Raw genomic sequence first — 18,584 nt, forward strand, 5'->3', positions numbered from 1 at the left:
CGCTCGGGGCGCCGGGCCGTGTGGCGCGGTTCCTACTGGCCGGCGGGCCAGGACTGTTCGATGAACGTCAGCGAGTCCGCCGTGCTCTTGCCGGTGATCCAGTCGGTCATGCCCCGCCAGAACGTGGCGGCGCCGACCGCGGCCGGCATCAGGTCCGACCCGTCGAACCGGAAGGTGTTGCCCTCGTCCTGCAGGATCTCGGCCGAGAGCCGGTCGATGGGGCTCGACAGGTTGGCCGGGTCGAAGCCGGTGTTGGCGCTCACCCAGCCGCTCTGCCCGAGAGCCGAGCCCGCCTTGGCCTTCTCGTTGGCCCACTCCGGCGAGGACAGGTAGGCCTGGAAGGCCTGGACCTCGGGCCGGTCGGAGAACGCCGCCACGAACTCGGCGCCGACGAGGATGGTCTGCGGTGAGGCCGGGTTGATCGGCGGAAGCTCGAACGCGTAGACGTCGCCGTTCTCGGTGATCTCGGTGCCCTCGGGCCAGTTCGCCGCGTAGAAGTTCGCCTGGCGGTGCATGTAGCAGGTCTCGTCGAGGATCGGCAGGCCGCCGTCCTGGAACGTGGTGGTGGCGATCGAGGAGGCGTCGCCGAGCCCGCCGTTGACGTACGCCGGGTTCTTCAGCACCGAACCGACGCGGTCGAGCGCCGCGTTCACCTGCGGGGCGTTGAACGGGATGGCGTGGCTGACCCACTGGTCGTAGACCTCCGGGCCGTTCTCCCGGAGCATCACGTCCTCGAGCCAGTCGGTGAGGGGCCAGCCGGTGGCCTCGCCGGAGCCGATGCCGGCGCACCAGGGCTTGCCGCCCTCGGCGACGATCCGGTCGGAGAGCGCGATCATCTCGTCCCAGGTCGTCGGCACGGTGTAGCCCTTGGCCTGGAAGGCCTTCGGCGAGTACCAGACGAACGACTTCACGTTGGCGCCCAGCGGGGCGGCGTAGAGAGTGCCGTCGACGCTGCCCGCCGACTTGAAGGTCTCCGGGAAGTACTGGTCGACGTTGGCGGCGACGCCGGCGGGGGCCGGCTTCACCGCGCCCGTCTGCCGCACGAGGGTGGCCAGGAGGCCGGGCTGGGGCACGTACGCGATATCCGGCGGGCTACCCGCCTGCACCCGGACGGGGAGCTGGGCCTCGAACTCCTTCGAGCCCTCGTACACGACCTTGGCCCCGGTGCACTGCTCGAACGGCTTGTACGAGTCGATGTGCGGCTGGTCCTCAGGCTCGACGATCGAGGTGTAGACCGTGATCGTCTTCCCGTTGAGGTCTCCGTACTGGGCGTAGGCACCGCACTCCGGGGCAGGCCCGGTGGGGCCGCCACCCGCGACGTTGCTCCCGCTGCAACCCGCGAGCACGAGACCCAGAGCGAGGACCCCGCTCGCGAGGCTCGCCGCGCGCCCTCTTGATGGCACAGCAGGCATCACATCTCCGCTTCATCGGGGAAGGACGGGCGCGTGCCTCGCACCCGGGAATCACGCCATGGAAGCGGTCCCGCACGGAAACGGGCAATAGCGGACAGTAACGATAACGTAACCTCACGCTACGTGCCCACTTGCCACTCAGGGTAGTAGGTCTGTCCTGATCGTGATCGGCATGGCACTCTTCGATCGCTACTCCCTCACACTCGGATCGTCCGGCACGTTCCTGCCGGTGGAAGGAGCACAGCATGGCTGCTGTGACCTATGACAGCGCGAGCCGGATCTACCCCGGCTCCACCGTCCCCGCTGTCGACTCGCTCGACCTGGAGGTCGCCGACGGGGAGTTCCTCGTCCTGGTGGGGCCGTCCGGTTCCGGCAAGTCCACGGCCCTCCGGATGCTCGCCGGGCTGGAGGACATCGACAAGGGCTCCATCCACATCGGGGGTCGCGACGTCACGCGGGTGCCGCCCAAGGACCGCGACATCGCGATGGTCTTCCAGAACTACGCGCTCTACCCGCACATGACGGTCGCCGAGAACATGGGCTTCGCGCTCAAGATCGCCGGGCAGTCCAAGGCCACGATCCAGGAGCGGGTCATGGAGGCCGCGAAGATCCTCGACCTCGTCGACTACCTCGAGCGGCGCCCCAAGGCGCTGTCCGGTGGTCAGCGTCAGCGCGTCGCCATGGGCCGCGCGATCGTGCGCCAGCCGCAGGTGTTCTGCATGGACGAGCCGCTGTCCAACCTGGACGCCAAGCTTCGCGTCTCCACCCGCACGCAGATCGCGTCGTTGCAGCGCCGTCTCGGCACGACCACCGTCTACGTCACCCACGACCAGGTCGAGGCGATGACGATGGGCGACCGCGTCGCGGTGCTCAAGGACGGGCTCCTGCAGCAGGTCGGCACGCCGCGCGAGATGTACGACAAGCCGGCCAACGTGTTCGTCGCCGGGTTCATCGGCTCACCCGCGATGAACCTGCTCCCTGTGGAGGTCGACGGCGACACGCTGCACTTCGGCGGCGCCGACGTCCGCGTGCCTCGGCAGGCAGCCGACGCCGTGGGCGCCACCCGGTCGGTCACGGTCGGCGTCCGGCCCGAGGACATGGACATCGTCGAGAGCGGTGCCGGCCTGCTCACCGAGGTGGAGGTCGTCGAGGAACTCGGCGCCGACGCCTACGTCTACGGCAGCACCGAGGTGGGCGGCGAGCGCCGCGCGGTCATCGCGCGGGTTGACGGGCGCACGCCGCCGAACAAGGGCGCGGTGTTGCACCTCGCCCCCCGTGAGGGCGCCCTGCACATGTTCGCCGGCGACACCGGTGAGCGCATCGAGATCTGATCGAGCCTGTCCGAGCGGCCCCGGGACCAGCGGTTCCAGGGCCGCTCGGCGCTTTCAGGCGACCGGGGCGGGAAGCGCGGCCCGCAGGTGCACCTTGTCGTCCACGATCTCCGCGCACGGCCGCAGCCCCGCGCGACGGAGCAGTCGGGTGACGCCGAGATCGTCGGCACGGACCACTCCGGTCAGCTCCGTCAGCCCTTGCTCGGCCGCCGTCTCCGCCACTCTGCGCAACAGGGCCGTGCCCAACCCCCGGCGCTGCCAGGCGTCCTCCACCAGCACCGCCGCGCGCGCCGTGCCCGCCCCGGCGCCGTCGAGGTTGGCGATCCCGACGGCACTACCGCCGTCGACCGTCACCGCGAGCACGGCCCGACCGTACTCGGACCCCAGGCCGAGGAGCGCCTCGAGCTCGCCGGGGGCGAGCTGGCGCGTGGGACTCAGGAACCGGGACCGCCGCGAGTGCGGGGCGCAGCGCGCGTGCAGTGCTGCCACGAGCGGGGCGTCGCCGTCGGAGGCGGGTCGCATGCGCACCTGCGATCCGTCGCGCAGTAGGAGGATCCGATCGGGGGACACCGCGCGTGCCGGGGCGCGCATCGCGAGCTGGGTGGCGAGCTCCAGCAACGCGGCCGCCCGCGAGAGCTCGGTGGCTGTGAACGGCCAGGCCCGGCCCAGCCGCAGCTGCTGAGCGCCCACGCGGATGACATGCGTGTGCCCGTCGTCGTGTTCGGCGGACGGGTCGACCAGTCGCGCTCTGAGCATCGTGGCCACCGCGCGCGGTGCGCTGCCCGGATCCGCCGCGACCATCCGGGCCAGGGCCAGCGCGGTGGTGGCGGGGTCGGAGAGCTCGGTGGCGTCAGCGCGTACGAGGAGCGTGCAGGGGATCTCGGCGCCCTCCACCGCTTCGACGAGCGTGGCCGGATCGGCCGACTCCGGCACCTTGACGAGCAGTTCGTCGGTGATCGAACCGTCGTCGGCAGGCTCGCCGACCACGTGCAGGGAGATGATGTTGCAACCGGCCGCCCCGACCGCCGTGGCCAGCTCGCCGAGCCTGCCGGGCCGGTCCTCCAGCTGGACATGCACCCGCCACAGGGCCATGTACGCCACCTCCTCGGGGGTCGGGTCCCAAGAGTTCCTTGGAGATGTTTCGTGGCCGCTAACGAACCATGACAGCGCTGGATCCCGGAGATAGGTTGTGCACGACATATCCTCGAGAAAAGGCGGGTTCATGACAGAGGCGATCTACACCGCTGAGGCGACATCCACCGGTGGAGGCCGTGACGGTCACGTTCGCTCCTCGGACGGCGTCATCGACCAGGACGTGAAGTTCCCGAAGGAGATGGGTGGGCCAGGAGGCGCCACCAACCCCGAGCAGCTCTTCGCGGCGGGCTACTCCGCCTGCTTCCACGGCGCCCTGCGCCTCGCCGGCAAGAACAAGGGCGTGCGTATCCCCGACGGCGCAAGCGTCGACGCCGCCGTCGGGATCGGCCGCGACGACACCAGCATGGCGATCAGCGTCGCCCTCACCGCCCACCTGCCTGGCCTCGACCAGGCCACGGCGAACGACCTCGTCGAGGCCGCCCACCAGCTGTGTCCGTACTCCAAGGCCACCCGCGGCAACGTGGATGTGCAGCTGAACGCGACCGTCTGACCCATCTGCGGATACGGATGCTCCCCGCATCCGTATCCGCGCAGGGCTGCGTCAGGCCACCGCCCGCAGCGCGAAGGCGATCTCGGTGGCGATGTGGCGCATGGTCTCGTCCACGACGAGCGAGCCGTGGCCCGCGTCGAAGCGGCTGACCTGGTAGTGGACGTCGCCCTGGGACGTGCCCACGAGCGGCTCGATGCCGCTCCGCTCAGCGAGTGCGTCCAGGTAGTTGTCGACCTGCCGGATCGGGCACCGCGGGTCGTTCTCCCCGGCCAGCACCAGCACCGGGGCGCGCACCTCGGCCACGTAGGTCAGCGGCGAGGCCACCCGGTAGGCCTCCGGGCGTTCCTGCGGTGACCCGCCGAACAAGGCCCGGTCGAACGCGCGGAGCTGCTCCATCTCGTCGGCGTAGGCCGTGAGGTAGTCGGCCACCGGCACTCCCGCGAGCGACGCGGCCCAGCGGTCGGGCTGCGTGCCGGCGGCCAGCAGCGCCAGGTAGCCGCCCCATGACCAGCCCTCCACCACGCAACGCTTCTGGTCGACGAGACCGGACTCGACGCACCGGTCGAACACAGCGGCCACGTCCTCCAGCTCGGTGAGCCCCGGCCTGCCCTCGATGGCGTCGCGCCACGCCGAGCCGTACCCGGTCGAGCCTCGGTAGTTCACCTCCACGACGACGAACCCGGCGTCCACCCAGGCGGCGCGGGCCGCGCTGAAGCGATCCTCGTCGGCCGCGTGCGGGCCTCCGTGCAGGCTGAACACGGCAGGCGCCGGGCCTTCCACGCCGGACGGGCGGGCGACGAGCGCGTGCACCCGGCCACCGGGCCCGTCCACCCAGAGGTCCTCGACCGGCACCGATCCGGGCGCGCGCTGCCCGGGCGGTGCGATGAGCACGTGGTCGGTGCCGTCCGGGCGCAGGGCGCGCACCGCAGGCGGCTCCGCGGCCGACGAGCACGTGTACTCGACCGTGCCGTCCGGGCGGACCTCGGCCGATCCGATGCATCCCGGCGCCACGGGCAGCTCCGTCAGCTCGCCCGTGTCGAGGTCGTAGCGGTGCAGGCGGGTACGGGCGGCGTGGGTGTGCCAGACGAGCAGGCTGCGGCCGTCGGGGTAGAAGTCGGCCACGATCTCGCCGGGCAGGTCGAGCGGCAGCTCCCGCTCCGTGTCGGCGGGGACGTCCCAGATCAGCAGCTCCTCGCGGCCGTGACGTTCGTGCAGCAGGAGCAGCCGCCCGTCGCCGGCGATCGGGGCGAACGCGAGCGGGGTCAGGCCCTTCCCCTCGCCGTCGGACTTCTCGGCCACCGCGGCGCCGTCCGACACCCTGAGCACGCGCACGGAGGGGTGCCGGGAGTCGCCGTGCTCGGAGTGGCTGATCGCGAGCAGGGTCTCGTCCTCGGAGAGCGCTCCGACGCCGGCGTCCTCGGCATGCGTGTAGATCACCTCCGGCGGGCCGTCGCCGCGGTGCAGCCAGATCTTCGTGCCGTCGTCGGTGGAAGTACCGACGGCCACCACCCGGCGGCCGATCTCCAGGCCTGCCGGGTAGCCGTCCTCGACGCCCGCGACGGCGGCCGCGGCCGTGGCCCCGTCGGTGAGCCCGGCGAACGGCTCGGTCACCCAGTGCCCGAACTCGTCGCCGTCGGTGTCGGCGAACCACCACACCGTCCCGCCGTCCGGCGGGAGGGTTGCCGTGAGCGTCCCGCTGCGGCGGTCGGTCACCTGCCGGTGCGTGCCTGCCGCGCGGTCCCAGACGTAGACCTCGGTGGTACCGCTGCTGTTGGACGTGTACACCGACCGGTCAGGGGCATCGCGGGCCCAGCCCGGCCGCGACATCCGCGTGGCGGTGAACCGGGCGCGCCACCGCTGCTCGCGCTCGTCGTCGAAGAGCCGGTCGGGGACGGGTGCGGCAGGGTGTTCGGTCACGCTTTCGATCCTGCCGCACCTCGCCCGGACGCCGGCGTGTCCATGGGTCCACGGTTGAATCTCGTCGTGCGGATTCGGGGACCACGACCGGCGGCCGTCTGATGGGGCCGCGTCTGGCCGCGACGCTGGCGGCGATGGTGCTTCTCGTCGTCGGATGCGGCACAGCGGGCACCGGCGCTGCGGCGCCCGTCGTCACGGCCGACGGTGTCCAACGGGTGGAGGTGACGTTCGCCGACGGGGCGGTCACCGGCGGGGTGCGGCGGTACGCGGTGCCGCTCGGGTCCACCGTCGACCTGGTGGTGGCGAGCGACGTGGCCGAGCAGGTGCACCTGCACGGCTACGACCGGATGACCTACGTCACCGCGGGCGCCACCGCCACCCTGCGCTTCGCGGCCGACCTGCCAGGGGTCTTCGACGTCGAGCTGGAGGGCAGCGGCACCCCACTGACGCAACTCCAGATCGCCTAGCCGGGGCGGGCGTGCGTCGATCACGTGTGTGCGTCTCCGCGTAGGGTGACCTTGTGCCGGGGGTGCGGATTGCGCAGTTGCTCCTGCTCGTGGCCATGACCGCACTCCTGCTCCCGGCAGGCGCGACGCCGGCTCTCGCACACGCAGGCGGATTGTCGTCGTCCACCAGTGAGGCGCGGGTGCTCGCGATCGATCCGCCCGTCCCCGGTCTGGACGTCCGTGCGGTCGAGTTCGGTGCCCGCCTGCGGATCGAGAACGGCACCGGCGACACCGTGGTCGTCGAACCGCCGGACGGATCCCCGCTCGCCGCCCTGCCCGCCGTCGCTCCGGGCGCCGTCGCCTATTGGATCGACCCGCGGGTCACTGCCGCCGCGGCCGGCGACCGCCCCGACGGCGACCGGCTCGCCTGGTCGGTTCCGCTTCGCGTGGGCTCCGGCGTGGCGACGGTGCACGGCGAGCAGTTCTGGCCCCCGCCCCCGGCCACGGCGCTGTGGGTGGCGCTGGCGATCGTCGCGCTGGCGGTCCCGGCCGTGGTGGGTGTACTCGGAGCGGGGCGACGGCTGGGCCGGGTCGCGCTCGCCGCGGCGACGGGCGTGGTGATCGGTTCGCACCTGTTGCACGTCTTCGGCTCCGCCGGGGTGCCGGAGGATCAGCCGTACGCGCTGATGTTGCTCAGCGCGGCGGGATACGCGCTGCTCGGGTGGCCGCTCGGTGCCGTCGGGGCGTGGCTCACGGTGCGGGGGCACGTCGGCGGCCCGCTGTTGTGCGTCGCGGCGGGAGGCCTGTTCGCCGTCGTCATCACCCCGATCGACGCCTTCACGCTCGGCGAGGCCGTGGTCCCCTTCTCGTGGGGCGCGGATTTCGACCGGCTTCTCGTGGCGCTGACTCTCGGCGGAGGCCTCGGCGTGGTGGTCGCCGGGATGGCGGTGCTGCGCCGCGGTCCTGTCCCGGCGGCGTAGATGCTGCTCGCGCACGGCATCGGCGCTGTCGAGGGGCTGCCTCTCGACGGCGAGCTCGTGCTCCAGACCGGCGGCGTGGTCGTGCTCGTGTCGTTCCTGGCCGTGGCGCTGTTGTGGAAGCATCCGCGCTTCACCGGCCCGGTGACGGGACGGCCGCTGCCGGTCGTTCTGGACTCGCCCCGCCTGCGCGACGCTCTCCAGGCGGTGGCGCTGGCCGGGGCCGTCGCGATCGTGGGCTACGGATTCGCCGGTCCCCAGGACCCCGACGCGAACCCGGCTCCCAGAGCGCTCTACGTGTTGCTGTGGGTGGGGGTCGTCCCGGCGTCGCTGCTGCTGGGGCCGGTCTGGCGGGTGGTCAACCCGTTGCGGCTGCTGCACCGCCTCGTCGCGACGGCGCTGCGCATGCCCGTGCAGGGCACCGCATCACTACCCGATCGGCTCGGCCACTTCCCCGCCGACGCCGGGCTGTTCGTGTTCGTCTGGCTGGAGCTGATCGCGCCCGGACGCGACCGGCCGGCCGTCGTCGCCGGGTTCTTGCTGGCGTACGCCGTGGTGCACACCGTGGCCGCGCTGCGGTTCGGCGCGCGCTGGTTCGACCGGGCCGACGCCTTCGAGACCTACTCGGTGCTCACGGGCGCGCTCGCCCCCATCGGTCGGCTGGACAACGGGCGGATCGGGCTGCGCAACCCGTTGCGGGGGCTCGCGGCCGTTCCCGCGGCGCCGGGGCTGGTCGGGTTCGTCGCGGTGTGGTGGGGCTCCACCGTGTTCGACGGCCTCACCGGCTGGATCGGCTGGCAGGCGTTGAACCTCCCGCCGGTGCTCGACACCCTCGTGCTCATCGGACTGGTGCTGATGGTCGCCGGCCTCTACCGAGCCGCGACCGGACGGCTTGCGGGCCCGCTCGTGACCACGCTGGTGCCGATCGCAGCCGGGTACACGATCGCCCACTACGTCACGCTGCTGCTGGTCGAAGGGCCTCGGGGGCTCGCACAGCTCGCGGGCGCGCACCTCGGGGCGGTCACCGCCGTGCCGGCGCCTGCGATCGTGGCGGGCGTTCAGATCGGAGCAGTGCTCGTCGGGCACGTCGTGGCGGTCGTCGCCGCGCACGACCGGAGCGTGGCCCTGCTGCCCGAGCACCGGCGCCTCGCCGACCAGGTGCCGCTCGTACTGTTGATGGTGGCCTACACGATGGCCGGGTTGTTCCTGCTCGTGCTCTCCTGATGCCATGACGGTTGTCCGGTCGATCCTGCTGTTCGTCGTCGCGGCGGTGGCGGAGATCGGTGGAGCGTGGCTGATCTGGCAGGGAGTGCGGGAGCACCGCGGGTTGCTGTTCGTCGGGGCCGGCGTGGTGGCGCTCGGGGCCTACGGGTTCGTCGCCACCCTGCAGCCGGATCCGCACTTCGGCCGGATCCTGGCGGCGTACGGGGGGATCTTCGTAGCGGGCTCGCTCGCCTGGGGGGTGGTCATGGACGGGTTCCGCCCGGACCGGCTCGACTACGTCGGAGCCGCGCTGTGCCTCGCCGGAGTCGCGGTGATCATGTACGTGCCCCGCTGACGGGTCGCGTCACCAGGCGAGCTCCGCGCAGCCCGTGCGCGCTCCGGGCGGTTCCACCTGCAGGGTGAAGTGCGCCAGATGGTGGCGTTCGGCGAGCAGTGCCTGTGCCTGGGTGAGCACCACGGCCGGATCACATTCCGCGTCGACGGTGAGGTGGGCGGAGCCGACCTCCATCCCGGATGTGAGCGTCCAGACATGGACGTCGTGCACGTCCTGCACGCCCTTGAGGGCGGCGAGTTCGGACCGGATGGCGGTGACGTCGACATCGGCCGGGGCGGCCTGTACGAGGATCCGGACGGCTTGCCTGCCGAGCGACCAGGTACGCGGCAGGATGAACAGACCGATCGCGATCGCGATGATCGGGTCGGCGTAAGGCCAGCCCCACACCAGCATGACCAGACCGGCGATGAGCACACCGATCGACCCGAGGGTGTCGGAGATCACCTCGAGGTACGCGCCGCGGAGGTTGATGCTCTCCTTCGCGCCCTGTCGTAGCAGGCCGAAAACGATGAGGTTGGCGGCGAGGCCTGCGATCGCGGTGAGCATCAGCGGGAGCCCGGGCACCTCGGGTGGGTCGGTGAACCGGTGCACGGACTCCACGACCACCCACGCGGCCACGCCGAACAGCAGCACTGCGTTGGCGAGTGCGGCGAGCACCTCGGCGCGGTAGAGCCCGAAGGTGCGACGGTCGTTGCGCCCCGAGGTGCGGGCGGCGGTGATCGCGGCGAGCGCCATCACGATGCCGAGAACATCGGTGAAGTTGTGCCCCGCGTCGGAGAGCAGCGCGAGCGACGACGTGGCGAGTCCGACGATGACCTGCAGGACGAGCGACGCCGTGAGTATGACGACCGAGATCGCCAACCGCCGCGAGTAGCGGCCCGATGCGCTCTGACCGGCGTCGACGCCGTGACCGTGACCGTGACCAGCCCCCATGGCCGCCAACATATGCGGGAGTGTGCATGAGTGCAACTTGAGCCACCCGACGATCAGTGATCGCCACCGTCGGAGGGGCGTGGGATCATCCGCGCGTGACGGAACCCGTCCTACCGGAGGACATGCGCGTATCGGACGTCGAGCGCGGCAGGGTCCAAGATGCGCTGCGCCGCGCACATGACATCGGCCAGTTGGACCTCGGTGAGTTCGACGAGCGCGTGCGCTCCGTCTGGGCTGCCCGCACCCGGGGCGAGCTCGAGCGCGTCACGGCCGACCTGCCCGCGCTGCCGCCCGAGCCGGGGCGCCGCACCGTCTTCTCCGACACCGGTGGCGGCGTCGCCATGCGCGTGCTGACGATCATATGGTCGTGTCTTTCCGTGCTCAGCCTGTCGATCTGGGCCCTCTTCGCGGTGAACGCGGGCAGTTCGCTGTGGTTGCTGTGGCTGGCGCTGCCGCCCGGCCTCGTGCTCCTGGTGCTGTACCTGGCGGGTATCGGGCGCCCGAGGCGCAGCTGAGGCAATAATAGTTCTGTAATTGTTCAAGAACGTCTGGCCTGCGTGGTTGGCATGGGCAGTCGGGACGAATTCCGGCGCGCCGAAGTTTGCATCTGCTGGGATGGCGTCAGAACTGTCCGGCTTTGTCCCGGCGTGTCCCGAGCTGTGTGGAATCTCTGGTAACTCACCGGAACGGTTTGACGGTAGGCCAACCGTTCCAATCGTCGCGATCTCATCCTGTTGCGCAGCGTTCGGGCACGCTGGGGACTGCTGTGACCAGCGGTGATCATCTGTAATGCATGGAGAGAGTTCGCGAGGTGTGGAAATTCTCAACCGTCCCGTATTGTCTGAACTTCGACGTGGAAGTTCTCGCGGGCCGGTCGATCGAGGACGGTCTGTGATGGGATCGACGATCAACTGAGCGATGATAAATGGGTTCTCTCAGGCTGTTGGAAGGTACATTCGCCATCATCATTGGCACACGTCGGCCTGCCCCTCGTCGCGATTCGGTGGGCTGCCGACTTCGAGGAGATCTCATATGCCTGTTCAGCCGCCTGATCCGTCGGCCATCACCAAGGTCGCCGAGAGCTACGGCCTGGGTCTGACCGACACCGACGTCGCGTCCTTCGCCCCGCTGGTGCACGGCGTGCTTCAGTCGTGGGACGTTGTCGAGCGGCTGCACGCCGAGGTCGAGCCGGCGGTTCCGCAGCGGGCCTGGACGCGTCCGGAGGCGGCCGACAACCCGCTGGGCGCCTGGTACGTGACCTGCGAGGTGACCGGAAGCGGCGAGGGTCCGCTGGCCGGGCGCACGGTGGCGGTCAAGGACAACACCGCCGTGGCCGGCGTGCCGATGATGAACGGATCCCCCATCGTGGAGGGCTTCGTCCCGCGCCGGGACGCCACGATCGTCTCCCGGATGCTCGATGCCGGCGCCACGATCACGGGAAAGGCCGTGTGCGAGAACCTCTCTGCCTCCGGCGGTTCGCACACCTCGCACACCGGACCGGTGCGCAACCCCTGGGATCTCGCCAGGTCCAGTGGCGGGTCTTCCAGCGGTAGCGCGGCGTTGGTCGCGTGTGGCGCGGTCGACTTCGCCACCGGCGGGGACCAGGCCGGGTCGATCCGCATGCCCGCATCTTTCAGTGGGATCGTCGGGCACAAGCCCACCTACGGCCTCGTGCCGTACACGGGCGCGCTCTCGATCGAGCGGACGATCGACCACGTGGGCCCTATGACGCGCACGGTGGCGGACGCCGCACTGGTGCTCGGCGTCATCGCGGGGTTCGACGGTCACGACCCGCGGCAGCCTGCCAACCTCGTCGTCGACGACTACGTGGGCGCGCTGGCTCGCTCGGCGGAGGGACTGCGGGTCGGCGTGGTCAGCGAGGGCTTCGGGCACCCGAATTCCGAACCCGCCGTGGACGACACGGTGCGCGCGGCCGTCGAGACCTTGCGGGAATCCGGGCTCACGGCCGAAGACGTCTCGATTCCGTGGCACGTGCACGGCCGGATGCTCTGGGACGTCATCACCATCGAGGGCGCCACGGCGCAGATGGTCGACGCCAACGGCTACGGGCTGAACTGGCAGGGCCTCTACGACCCCGAGTTCATGGAGTTCTACGGCAACAAGTGGCGCGAGGACGGCAGCCAGTTCTCCGAGACGATCAAGCTCATCCTGCTCTCGGGCCGGTACTCGCTCGATCGCTATCGGGGCAAGCACTACGCGATGGCCCGTAACCTGACATCGCACCTTCAGGCGGCCTACGACGAGGCCTTGTCGCGTTTCGACGTGCTGGTCATGCCGACCACGCCGATCCAGGCCTCGGTCATCCCGGCCGAGGACGCCCCTCGCGAGGAAGTGATCATTCGCGCCATTGAGATGGTGAACAACACCACTCCGATGAACATATCGGGCCATCCCGCGTGCAGCGTGCCCGCCGGGATGGCCAACGGTCTCCCGACCGGGATGATGATCATCGGGAAGCGGTTCGACGACGCCACCGTGCTGCGCGTGGCCCATACATTCGAACAGGCCGTGGGTGGATTCCCGGCACCCGCTGGAGTGATGGTCGGGGGCGTCGCCTCTTCGTGAGCGCAACGGATCCGCAGCGCTACGGACGCCAACCGGCTCAGCGTCCCGGTACCGGGGCCGATCGAGGTCGATCTGCCGACGCTCTGGCCGTAGCGCGCCACCAGCGGCGCGATGCCAGCGCCGCCAGCCCGGCGCCGGCGGCGTTGAGCACTACGTCGTCCACAGAGGACACTCGATCCAGCTGCAGGACGTACTGCGCGACCTCGACCAGGATCGAGCAGCCCGCCGCGAGCGCCAGGATCCGCGGCACCGACGCCAGCGCCGCGAACCGCATCGGGGCGAAGAACCCCAGGGCCGCGAACACCAGCAGGTTGCCGACGATCTGGCCCGCCGCCGTCAGCGGCGCGTCGGCGAGAATCGTGAGCAGATCCTGCAGCGGCACCAGGCTCACCCGACCGGGGGCAGCGCCCGCCCGGCTTCCCGGCAACATGATCATTGATACCCACGGCACCGTCCCGTAGACGATGCCGACCTCGGCCAGCGACCACCGCCACGCCGAAGTGGTGCCGGTGGCACTCCGGCGGCGTGCCAGAGCCCACACCGCCAGCACGGCCAAAGGCAGTGCGACCACCGTCATGAATGCAACGCCAGTGAACGTGCCGAAGAAGTGCCACCCCCCGGCCATGCCGCCTCCACTTCCGTCGGACCGCGGAATCTACCCGGGCCGGCACGACGGGCGGACGCAGCCGTACCAAAGGCAGAGGCCCTGTCCGATGATCTCGGACAGGGCCTCTGGCCTGTGTCGGGGTGACAGGATTTGAACCTGCGACCTCTTCGTCCCGAACGCGGTACCACAGTGCCGGCCAGGGCCGACTCAGGCGCTTCTGGCCGCTCAGCGTGCCGAGGCGTGTCGAGCTCAGGCGGGGCGTGCCAGGGCTCGTGATGCCTTCCTGCTGCCTTGCCGCAGCTTCGGCGCCGATCAGTGCCATCCCGTCGACCTGTCACAGCCCGACCCCGCGGCGCCTCGGGCGCAGCCAGCCTGCTCGACGATCACGTCCCGTGCCAAGACTGCGTCCGGGGCGTCGCGCGGTAGCCCTCGGGGAAGTCGGCGAGATGCCGCACCCTGTCCGACCAATGCACGGCCATCCGCTCGGAGCCGGCCATCTCCGACGCCTGCCCGCCCGGCGAAGTCCTATACCTGGCCAGCGAGCCGATCAAGGGTTCGGCGCCCCAGGCGGCTCAGCGGCGGACTCGACTCGACGTAGTACCAGACCAAGCCCATGGCCTGCTGGAACGCCCATGCCATGCCCCGGGCCCACTCGATGTCGCCAGAGCCCAGGGTCATCCGCAGTTCTGTACGCGGTCCGTGATCAAGGAGATGCCACGCTGACACGAGATCAAGAGCGGGGTCGGCGGGACCAAACCCGCCACAGTCAACGACGCCGACAAGGCGCCCATCGTTGACCAGCACGTTGCCGGGGATGAGGTCCCCGTGTGACATCACGTCGGCCCCTGCACGAGGAAGTTGCCTAAACTCGCTCCACATCCGCTTCAGCGGCTCGACGTCGAGCAATCCAGCGGACTCCCGGAAGCACGTGTGCATCCAGTCGTCGTGATCCTTGAGGTTGCCACCGCGGTTGGTTCCAGAGAATTTGCGGCCCCGGGTATCTGCGGCACGGAGCGCGCCGATGAAGCCAGCGAGATCGCGAGCAAAGGCCACTGAGCTACTCGGATCGTCGTCTGTAGCAACATGGCCGTGTACCCAGGTCTGAACCGCCCACGGAAGTGGGTAATCGTGTCCGGGCTCGCCGAGCGCGACCGGTTCGGGCGTCGGGACCGAACTGTGAACTGCCAGTTCACGAGCTGCGGACGCCTCGGCCACCAGCCGACATCGTGTCTCGCTCGGATCCGGCGCTCGCAGCGGAAAGCGGGCGGCGAGTTCGTCGCCGATGCGGTAGATCGCATAATCGGTACCATCGGCGACCACCGCACGGATCGGCAGATGACGCCACTGCGGGAACTGGTCGACGATCAGTCGGCTAGCGACCTCGGGAGTTACACGCACCTCGTCGCTGTGCATCATCATCGCGGCAAGCATCCCAGTTCGGATCCAGGAGGGCACCTCCGTTTCCAGCCGGCGGCTGCGGTGGTGCAGCCGCACGTCGCGTGGCACGTATGTGGCACGACGAGCCCCAGCTTGGAAGACTGCCCAGAGGACCATTCCCCCGGTGCTGACCTGCGCTCGCACCTGCAACGGCATGCACCCGTTGGCCAGCTCGCACCCTGCTTAGTTGCACGCTAATTGCACGGCCAGCACCGGTCCTCGTCTCCACGTCGGGAGCTGTGCGGCATCCCGTCGACCTGGCGCAGCCCGACCGCGCGGCGCCCCGGACGCAACCGACCTCCTCCACTGTCGTCGACCCTGCCAAGCCTGCGTCCGGGGCGCCGTGTGGTAGCCCTCGGGAGGTCGTCGGGATGCCGCACCCCGCAGCCCACCTCGCCAGGGGCGGCCCTACCGCCTTGCCGGCCATCCCGGAGACCTGCCGCCCGGCGAGGGCAGGTGTTTGTTCGGCGTCGCATACCGGCGGGGCGCGCCCGGACGAGTGCACCTTCCGGCTTACAGTTGCAGAGTGGTGGATGCGGGAAGGCCTGCTAGTCGGTGGCATCACCGTGTGTTGCCTGAGACCGACACCGAGCGGGCGCTTGCCGCTCGGGAGTTCATCTGGACGACCGGTTACGCCCTGTCCCCGCAAGAAGCCCAGGAGCTTCTTCGACCGTGGTTCGATAGAGGCTGGCCCATCAAAGCCATTCTGCGGGCCCTAGACACGACGTACCATGGTGAGCCGCAGAAGTATCACCGTAACGAGTCGGACGCGAAGAGCTTCGAGCGCAGGATGCGCGCATGGATTGACGGTTTCAGTAAGCTCCGGCCCCCTCCTATCGAGGCCGTAGATCAGGAAGCGCTCGAAGCGGACGAGCGTAAGCGGTGGCATGAAGAAGTTGGTTACCACCGTCCGGCTACTGCAAGATCCCTGGAAGATAGGCGAGCGGCGAAATCCACTGCCGCGGACGCGTACTCGCGAGCGCGAGGGGACAGTATCGAGCGGATTCGGGAGTCGAATCGCCGGGTTAGGTCTGCACTCGATTCGCTCGGCCCGGGGCCGCGGCTAACCGAACCGGAAGAGGATTTCGCGGCGGAACGGGACGCATCGGGTGCCCTCTATAGCGTGATCACGCACAGAGCTGCGATGCGTGTAAGCGGCCTCGATCAGGAGTCTCAGAAAGCGCTTGCAGAGCGCGACACCCCTGCTCGCCGCGTCCTCAGCAACCGCTACAAGCGTTACCGGCTGGCGCAGGCATACACGCAACTCGATGAGCTGACCGATCCTGACGAACAGAGCTGACGCAGTTCTACGGCTAGCAGCCAGGCGGGATGGGCGGTCTCCTGTACCGAATTTCTACCGGTCGGCGACATAGCGTCACTCCTATGCAATAGCCTTGCGAGGCCGTTCAATGGCTGCACCGAGAACCGGACCGATCGGCTGTCCTTTCTAAGCCGGATATAGATCCCGCGGGACGCCGATGTCACGCCTCACCGCCTCGACGAAGGCGTCTTCCAAATCGTCATACTCTTGCTCAGAACCCCTGCCCGCCGCCAGGCGCTGACACTCGCTGAAGGCCGCGTCCGCTGCTCGGAAGACTTCGGGCGAGGTGTACAGCCGGAGCTTGTCATACTTGCGCTGCAGCTCACGTTCCCAGCCGTCCGCGCGCTCCTCGCCGATGCCTATGACGGCCAGATACGAAATGCGTAGTGAGCTATAGAAGTCGGCGTAGGCATCCCGTCGCTGCTCGAAGGTCCGGAGCTTGTCGTCCCGCTCCCAGAGCTCCCGCTCCCGCTCGCGCTCACGTTCCCAGCTCTCCCGCTCCCTGTGGTCCGAGCGCCGTTGCGTCACGAGGACACCGGCCAGGGTGCCCACGACGGCGCCAAGCACGCCGAGCCCGGCGACGACCAGCGGCACCCAGATCGGGAGGGAGTTCACACGGGGCACCGTAGGACGCGGCCGCGCAGTCGCAGCACGCCCCCCGGCTGCCGTCGCACATCGGCGGTGATCTCTGAGTTATAGGTCGGGCGCCGGACGCCCCGGGGCGTTCTAGTCATGCGGACTGCAGCGGCCGGACCTACAACTGATCGAGTCCGGTACGCTCCGCGAGTGCTCGCTCTGAGTAGTCGCCTTCTTGATGAACTCAATCTTGCAGAAGCCGCCAAGGCCGAGGCGGAGTGGACACCCGATCTAGTGCCTTCGCAGTTGGTCAACGCCTATGCAGCTGCCAACGTCGAAGCCGTGGTTGACTACGTTTCAGAGAAGGGTCGGACGAGCCTCGAAACGGCGCCTGCGGACGTTATCGCAGCGAGCAAGTGGCAATACGGGCGACGCCCTGTCGCCTTCCTCCCGTTAACCGAGCGAGTGCTGTATCGCGCAGTTGTCGCTACACTTGCCGACGATCTTCCCTTCGTACCTCGCGGCAAGGAAGCCTACCGAAGCTTTCAGCGTCGGGCCTTGATTGCACAGGGGGCGACTCATGTGGTTACAACCGACTTGGCCAATTTCTATAGCTCAATCCCAACCGACCGGCTAGTTAGTGAGCTGGTGGATCGGACTGGGCGCTGGGAGCCGGTTGAATGGCTCCGTGACTTCTGGCTTCATGCGGCCGACGGCAGCAACGGCCTACCGCAGGTCTCACAGCCGAGCGATCTCGTTGCAGAGTCTTACGCCGACGAGCTGCATCGCCGGCTCCTCCGAAGGAACGTTCGGGCGTGGCGGTGGGCCGACGACTTTCGCTTCGCAGCCACCAGCGCAAATGACGCATACGCCGCGCTAGAGATCTTTGATGAGGAAGCGCGAAAGCTAGGCCTCACGGTCAACGAGCGAAAGACGCGCACTCAGACAATTGCCGAGTACGGGAAGAGTCTCGACGCCGGAGCCGAGCGACTGCAGAAGATAACCAAGGAAGTCGCCGCCGATCTAACCGACTTCAATCCATACGATGATTCAATTATTACACCGAGCGAGGCTCAGGTTCAAGAAGGTGCCGCGGAGGCGATACTCGAGTACTGGCGTAAGGAAAAAAGCACAGGACAAGGGCGCCTCGATCTTCTGGCACAGATGGAGCTTGCCAGCCTTCTGCGCCACTCGCTTTCCATCCTCGAAGTACTTGCGCGGCCAAGCGCAATCGAGCATTGTGCAGATATACTCCAGTCCGATCCGCAATTGACGCCACAGGTGGTGCGCTATCTTGCCGCACTAAGCGAAGCGGAGCAAGGTGGCGTCCGCTCCGCCGCTCGCTACATCATCGAGAATATCCCTTTGAACCGATGGCAGCGACTTTGGTTCTTGGACCTGTACTCGCAGGCAAACCTTGCCCCAGTCTACGATAGGGAGGTAGCGATCCCATGGATTGAGTCCAACCTCACGGACACCTCTGAGGTTCTTCGGAGTTCCGCCGTCTGGGCATTATCGATGAACTGGACCCTGACCCAAGATCAATGGAACCTGGTCACAGGATCCGCAACCTCACTTGGCACGCCATGGCTATCCGCCGGACTCTTGAATTCATCTGGACCCATCGATCAAAGAGATACTTTACTGTCATCCGACAAGCTCGCTCGCGGAGTCTACAATTGGACCAAGACATGGGATCCGTTCCCCCCTCCGTTCTGAGCACCGAAGGTGACATTGCTTTCCGACGGTGCATGCGTGTAGCTGCTGAGCTGGATCGCCAACAGCCTAAAACGCTGCTCCCCCTTCTCGCCCGCTCGCCCCTCGCCGCTACAGTCGAC

At 68.8% G+C, this 18,584-nt stretch carries 17 protein-coding genes; 10 read left to right on the forward strand and 7 right to left on the reverse strand.

Features of this window, described 5'->3' with window-relative positions:
* Nucleotides 1-32: 32 nt before the first annotated feature.
* On the reverse strand, nucleotides 33-1,412 hold the full coding sequence (locus MMF94_RS29335; protein WP_241040482.1) for an ABC transporter substrate-binding protein: 1,380 nt from the start codon (nucleotides 1,410-1,412) through the stop codon (nucleotides 33-35).
* 245 nt (nucleotides 1,413-1,657) lie between these two features.
* Here MMF94_RS29335 and MMF94_RS29340 point away from each other — a divergent pair, with 245 nt between their 5' ends.
* A complete protein-coding gene (locus MMF94_RS29340) occupies nucleotides 1,658-2,743 on the forward strand; it encodes an ABC transporter ATP-binding protein (RefSeq protein ID WP_241040483.1) in 1,086 nt (361 codons plus the stop codon).
* Between the two features lie 54 nt (nucleotides 2,744-2,797).
* On the opposite strand, the gene MMF94_RS29345 is transcribed toward MMF94_RS29340, so the two are convergent.
* Nucleotides 2,798-3,835, reverse strand: coding sequence for a GNAT family N-acetyltransferase (locus MMF94_RS29345; RefSeq protein WP_241040484.1), 1,038 nt, complete (start codon nucleotides 3,833-3,835; stop codon nucleotides 2,798-2,800).
* Nucleotides 3,836-3,965: 130 nt separating this feature from the next.
* Here MMF94_RS29345 and MMF94_RS29350 point away from each other — a divergent pair, with 130 nt between their 5' ends.
* Nucleotides 3,966-4,388: an organic hydroperoxide resistance protein gene (locus MMF94_RS29350; protein ID WP_241040485.1), complete on the forward strand. Its 423-nt coding sequence runs from the start codon at nucleotides 3,966-3,968 to the stop codon at nucleotides 4,386-4,388.
* Between the two features lie 51 nt (nucleotides 4,389-4,439).
* Here MMF94_RS29350 and MMF94_RS29355 read toward each other — a convergent pair whose 3' ends face one another.
* Nucleotides 4,440-6,305: a prolyl oligopeptidase family serine peptidase gene (locus MMF94_RS29355; RefSeq protein ID WP_241040486.1), complete on the reverse strand. Its 1,866-nt coding sequence runs from the start codon at nucleotides 6,303-6,305 to the stop codon at nucleotides 4,440-4,442.
* Nucleotides 6,306-6,439: 134 nt separating this feature from the next.
* On the opposite strand from MMF94_RS29355, the gene MMF94_RS29360 reads away from it, so the two are divergent.
* The 4 genes from MMF94_RS29360 to MMF94_RS29375 are packed head-to-tail and all read left to right on the forward strand — an operon-like array spanning nucleotide 6,440 to nucleotide 9,286.
* Nucleotides 6,440-6,772 carry a hypothetical protein gene (locus MMF94_RS29360; RefSeq protein WP_241040487.1) on the forward strand — a complete coding sequence of 111 codons (333 nt, stop codon included), beginning with the start codon at nucleotides 6,440-6,442 and terminating at the stop codon, nucleotides 6,770-6,772.
* Between the two features lie 53 nt (nucleotides 6,773-6,825).
* Entirely contained in the window at nucleotides 6,826-7,731 is a 906-nt protein-coding gene (locus MMF94_RS29365) for a hypothetical protein (protein ID WP_241040488.1), read from the forward strand.
* Nucleotides 7,732-8,952, forward strand: coding sequence for a hypothetical protein (locus tag MMF94_RS29370; RefSeq protein WP_241040489.1), 1,221 nt, complete (start codon nucleotides 7,732-7,734; stop codon nucleotides 8,950-8,952).
* 4 nt (nucleotides 8,953-8,956) lie between these two features.
* Nucleotides 8,957-9,286 carry a YnfA family protein gene (locus MMF94_RS29375; protein ID WP_241040490.1) on the forward strand — a complete coding sequence of 110 codons (330 nt, stop codon included), beginning with the start codon at nucleotides 8,957-8,959 and terminating at the stop codon, nucleotides 9,284-9,286.
* A gap of 9 nt (nucleotides 9,287-9,295) precedes the next feature.
* Here the strand turns inward: MMF94_RS29375 and MMF94_RS29380 are convergent, their stop codons facing one another.
* A complete protein-coding gene (locus tag MMF94_RS29380; RefSeq protein WP_241040491.1) occupies nucleotides 9,296-10,219 on the reverse strand; it encodes a cation diffusion facilitator family transporter in 924 nt (307 codons plus the stop codon).
* A gap of 95 nt (nucleotides 10,220-10,314) precedes the next feature.
* Between MMF94_RS29380 and MMF94_RS29385 the strand changes: the two genes are divergently transcribed.
* Nucleotides 10,315-10,734, forward strand: coding sequence for a DUF1707 SHOCT-like domain-containing protein (locus MMF94_RS29385; RefSeq protein WP_241040492.1), 420 nt, complete (start codon nucleotides 10,315-10,317; stop codon nucleotides 10,732-10,734).
* Nucleotides 10,735-11,251: 517 nt separating this feature from the next.
* Nucleotides 11,252-12,805 carry an amidase gene (locus tag MMF94_RS29390; protein ID WP_241040493.1) on the forward strand — a complete coding sequence of 518 codons (1,554 nt, stop codon included), beginning with the start codon at nucleotides 11,252-11,254 and terminating at the stop codon, nucleotides 12,803-12,805.
* 37 nt (nucleotides 12,806-12,842) lie between these two features.
* On the opposite strand, the gene MMF94_RS29395 is transcribed toward MMF94_RS29390, so the two are convergent.
* A complete protein-coding gene (locus MMF94_RS29395; RefSeq protein ID WP_241040494.1) occupies nucleotides 12,843-13,382 on the reverse strand; it encodes a VanZ family protein in 540 nt (179 codons plus the stop codon).
* Nucleotides 13,383-13,937: 555 nt separating this feature from the next.
* Entirely contained in the window at nucleotides 13,938-14,831 is an 894-nt protein-coding gene (locus tag MMF94_RS29400; RefSeq protein WP_241040495.1) for an aminoglycoside phosphotransferase family protein, read from the reverse strand.
* A gap of 586 nt (nucleotides 14,832-15,417) precedes the next feature.
* Here MMF94_RS29400 and MMF94_RS29405 point away from each other — a divergent pair.
* Nucleotides 15,418-16,149: a hypothetical protein gene (locus tag MMF94_RS29405; RefSeq protein WP_241040496.1), complete on the forward strand. Its 732-nt coding sequence runs from the start codon at nucleotides 15,418-15,420 to the stop codon at nucleotides 16,147-16,149.
* A gap of 147 nt (nucleotides 16,150-16,296) precedes the next feature.
* On the opposite strand, the gene MMF94_RS29410 is transcribed toward MMF94_RS29405, so the two are convergent.
* Nucleotides 16,297-16,785 (reverse strand): hypothetical protein, encoded by a 489-nt coding sequence (locus MMF94_RS29410; RefSeq protein ID WP_241040497.1) that lies wholly within the window; start codon nucleotides 16,783-16,785, stop codon nucleotides 16,297-16,299.
* A 171-nt stretch (nucleotides 16,786-16,956) separates the two neighbouring features.
* On the opposite strand from MMF94_RS29410, the gene MMF94_RS29415 reads away from it, so the two are divergent.
* Nucleotides 16,957-18,465 (forward strand): RNA-directed DNA polymerase, encoded by a 1,509-nt coding sequence (locus tag MMF94_RS29415; RefSeq protein ID WP_241040498.1) that lies wholly within the window; start codon nucleotides 16,957-16,959, stop codon nucleotides 18,463-18,465.
* Nucleotides 18,466-18,584: the final 119 nt, after the last annotated feature.

It is taken from the genome of Pseudonocardia alaniniphila (assembly GCF_022524485.1).
GTDB lineage: Bacteria > Actinomycetota > Actinomycetes > Mycobacteriales > Pseudonocardiaceae > Pseudonocardia > Pseudonocardia alaniniphila.

Bases quoted from the DNA above. Each gene is read 5' to 3' on its own strand.
- MMF94_RS29340 (WP_241040483.1), top strand. From the start codon at position 1,658: ATGGCTGCTGTGACCTATGACAGCGCGAGCCGGATCTACCCCGGCTCC.
- MMF94_RS29390 (WP_241040493.1), top strand. From the start codon at position 11,252: ATGCCTGTTCAGCCGCCTGATCCGTCGGCCATCACCAAGGTCGCCGAG.
- MMF94_RS29380 (WP_241040491.1), bottom strand. From the start codon at position 10,219: ATGGGGGCTGGTCACGGTCACGGTCACGGCGTCGACGCCGGTCAGAGC.
- MMF94_RS29375 (WP_241040490.1), top strand. From the start codon at position 8,957: ATGACGGTTGTCCGGTCGATCCTGCTGTTCGTCGTCGCGGCGGTGGCG.
- MMF94_RS29350 (WP_241040485.1), top strand. From the start codon at position 3,966: ATGACAGAGGCGATCTACACCGCTGAGGCGACATCCACCGGTGGAGGC.
- MMF94_RS29335 (WP_241040482.1), bottom strand. From the start codon at position 1,412: ATGCCTGCTGTGCCATCAAGAGGGCGCGCGGCGAGCCTCGCGAGCGGG.
- MMF94_RS29360 (WP_241040487.1), top strand. From the start codon at position 6,440: ATGGTGCTTCTCGTCGTCGGATGCGGCACAGCGGGCACCGGCGCTGCG.
- MMF94_RS29400 (WP_241040495.1), bottom strand. From the start codon at position 14,831: ATGATGATGCACAGCGACGAGGTGCGTGTAACTCCCGAGGTCGCTAGC.
- MMF94_RS29370 (WP_241040489.1), top strand. From the start codon at position 7,732: ATGCTGCTCGCGCACGGCATCGGCGCTGTCGAGGGGCTGCCTCTCGAC.
- MMF94_RS29395 (WP_241040494.1), bottom strand. From the start codon at position 13,382: ATGACGGTGGTCGCACTGCCTTTGGCCGTGCTGGCGGTGTGGGCTCTG.
- MMF94_RS29345 (WP_241040484.1), bottom strand. From the start codon at position 3,835: ATGGCCCTGTGGCGGGTGCATGTCCAGCTGGAGGACCGGCCCGGCAGG.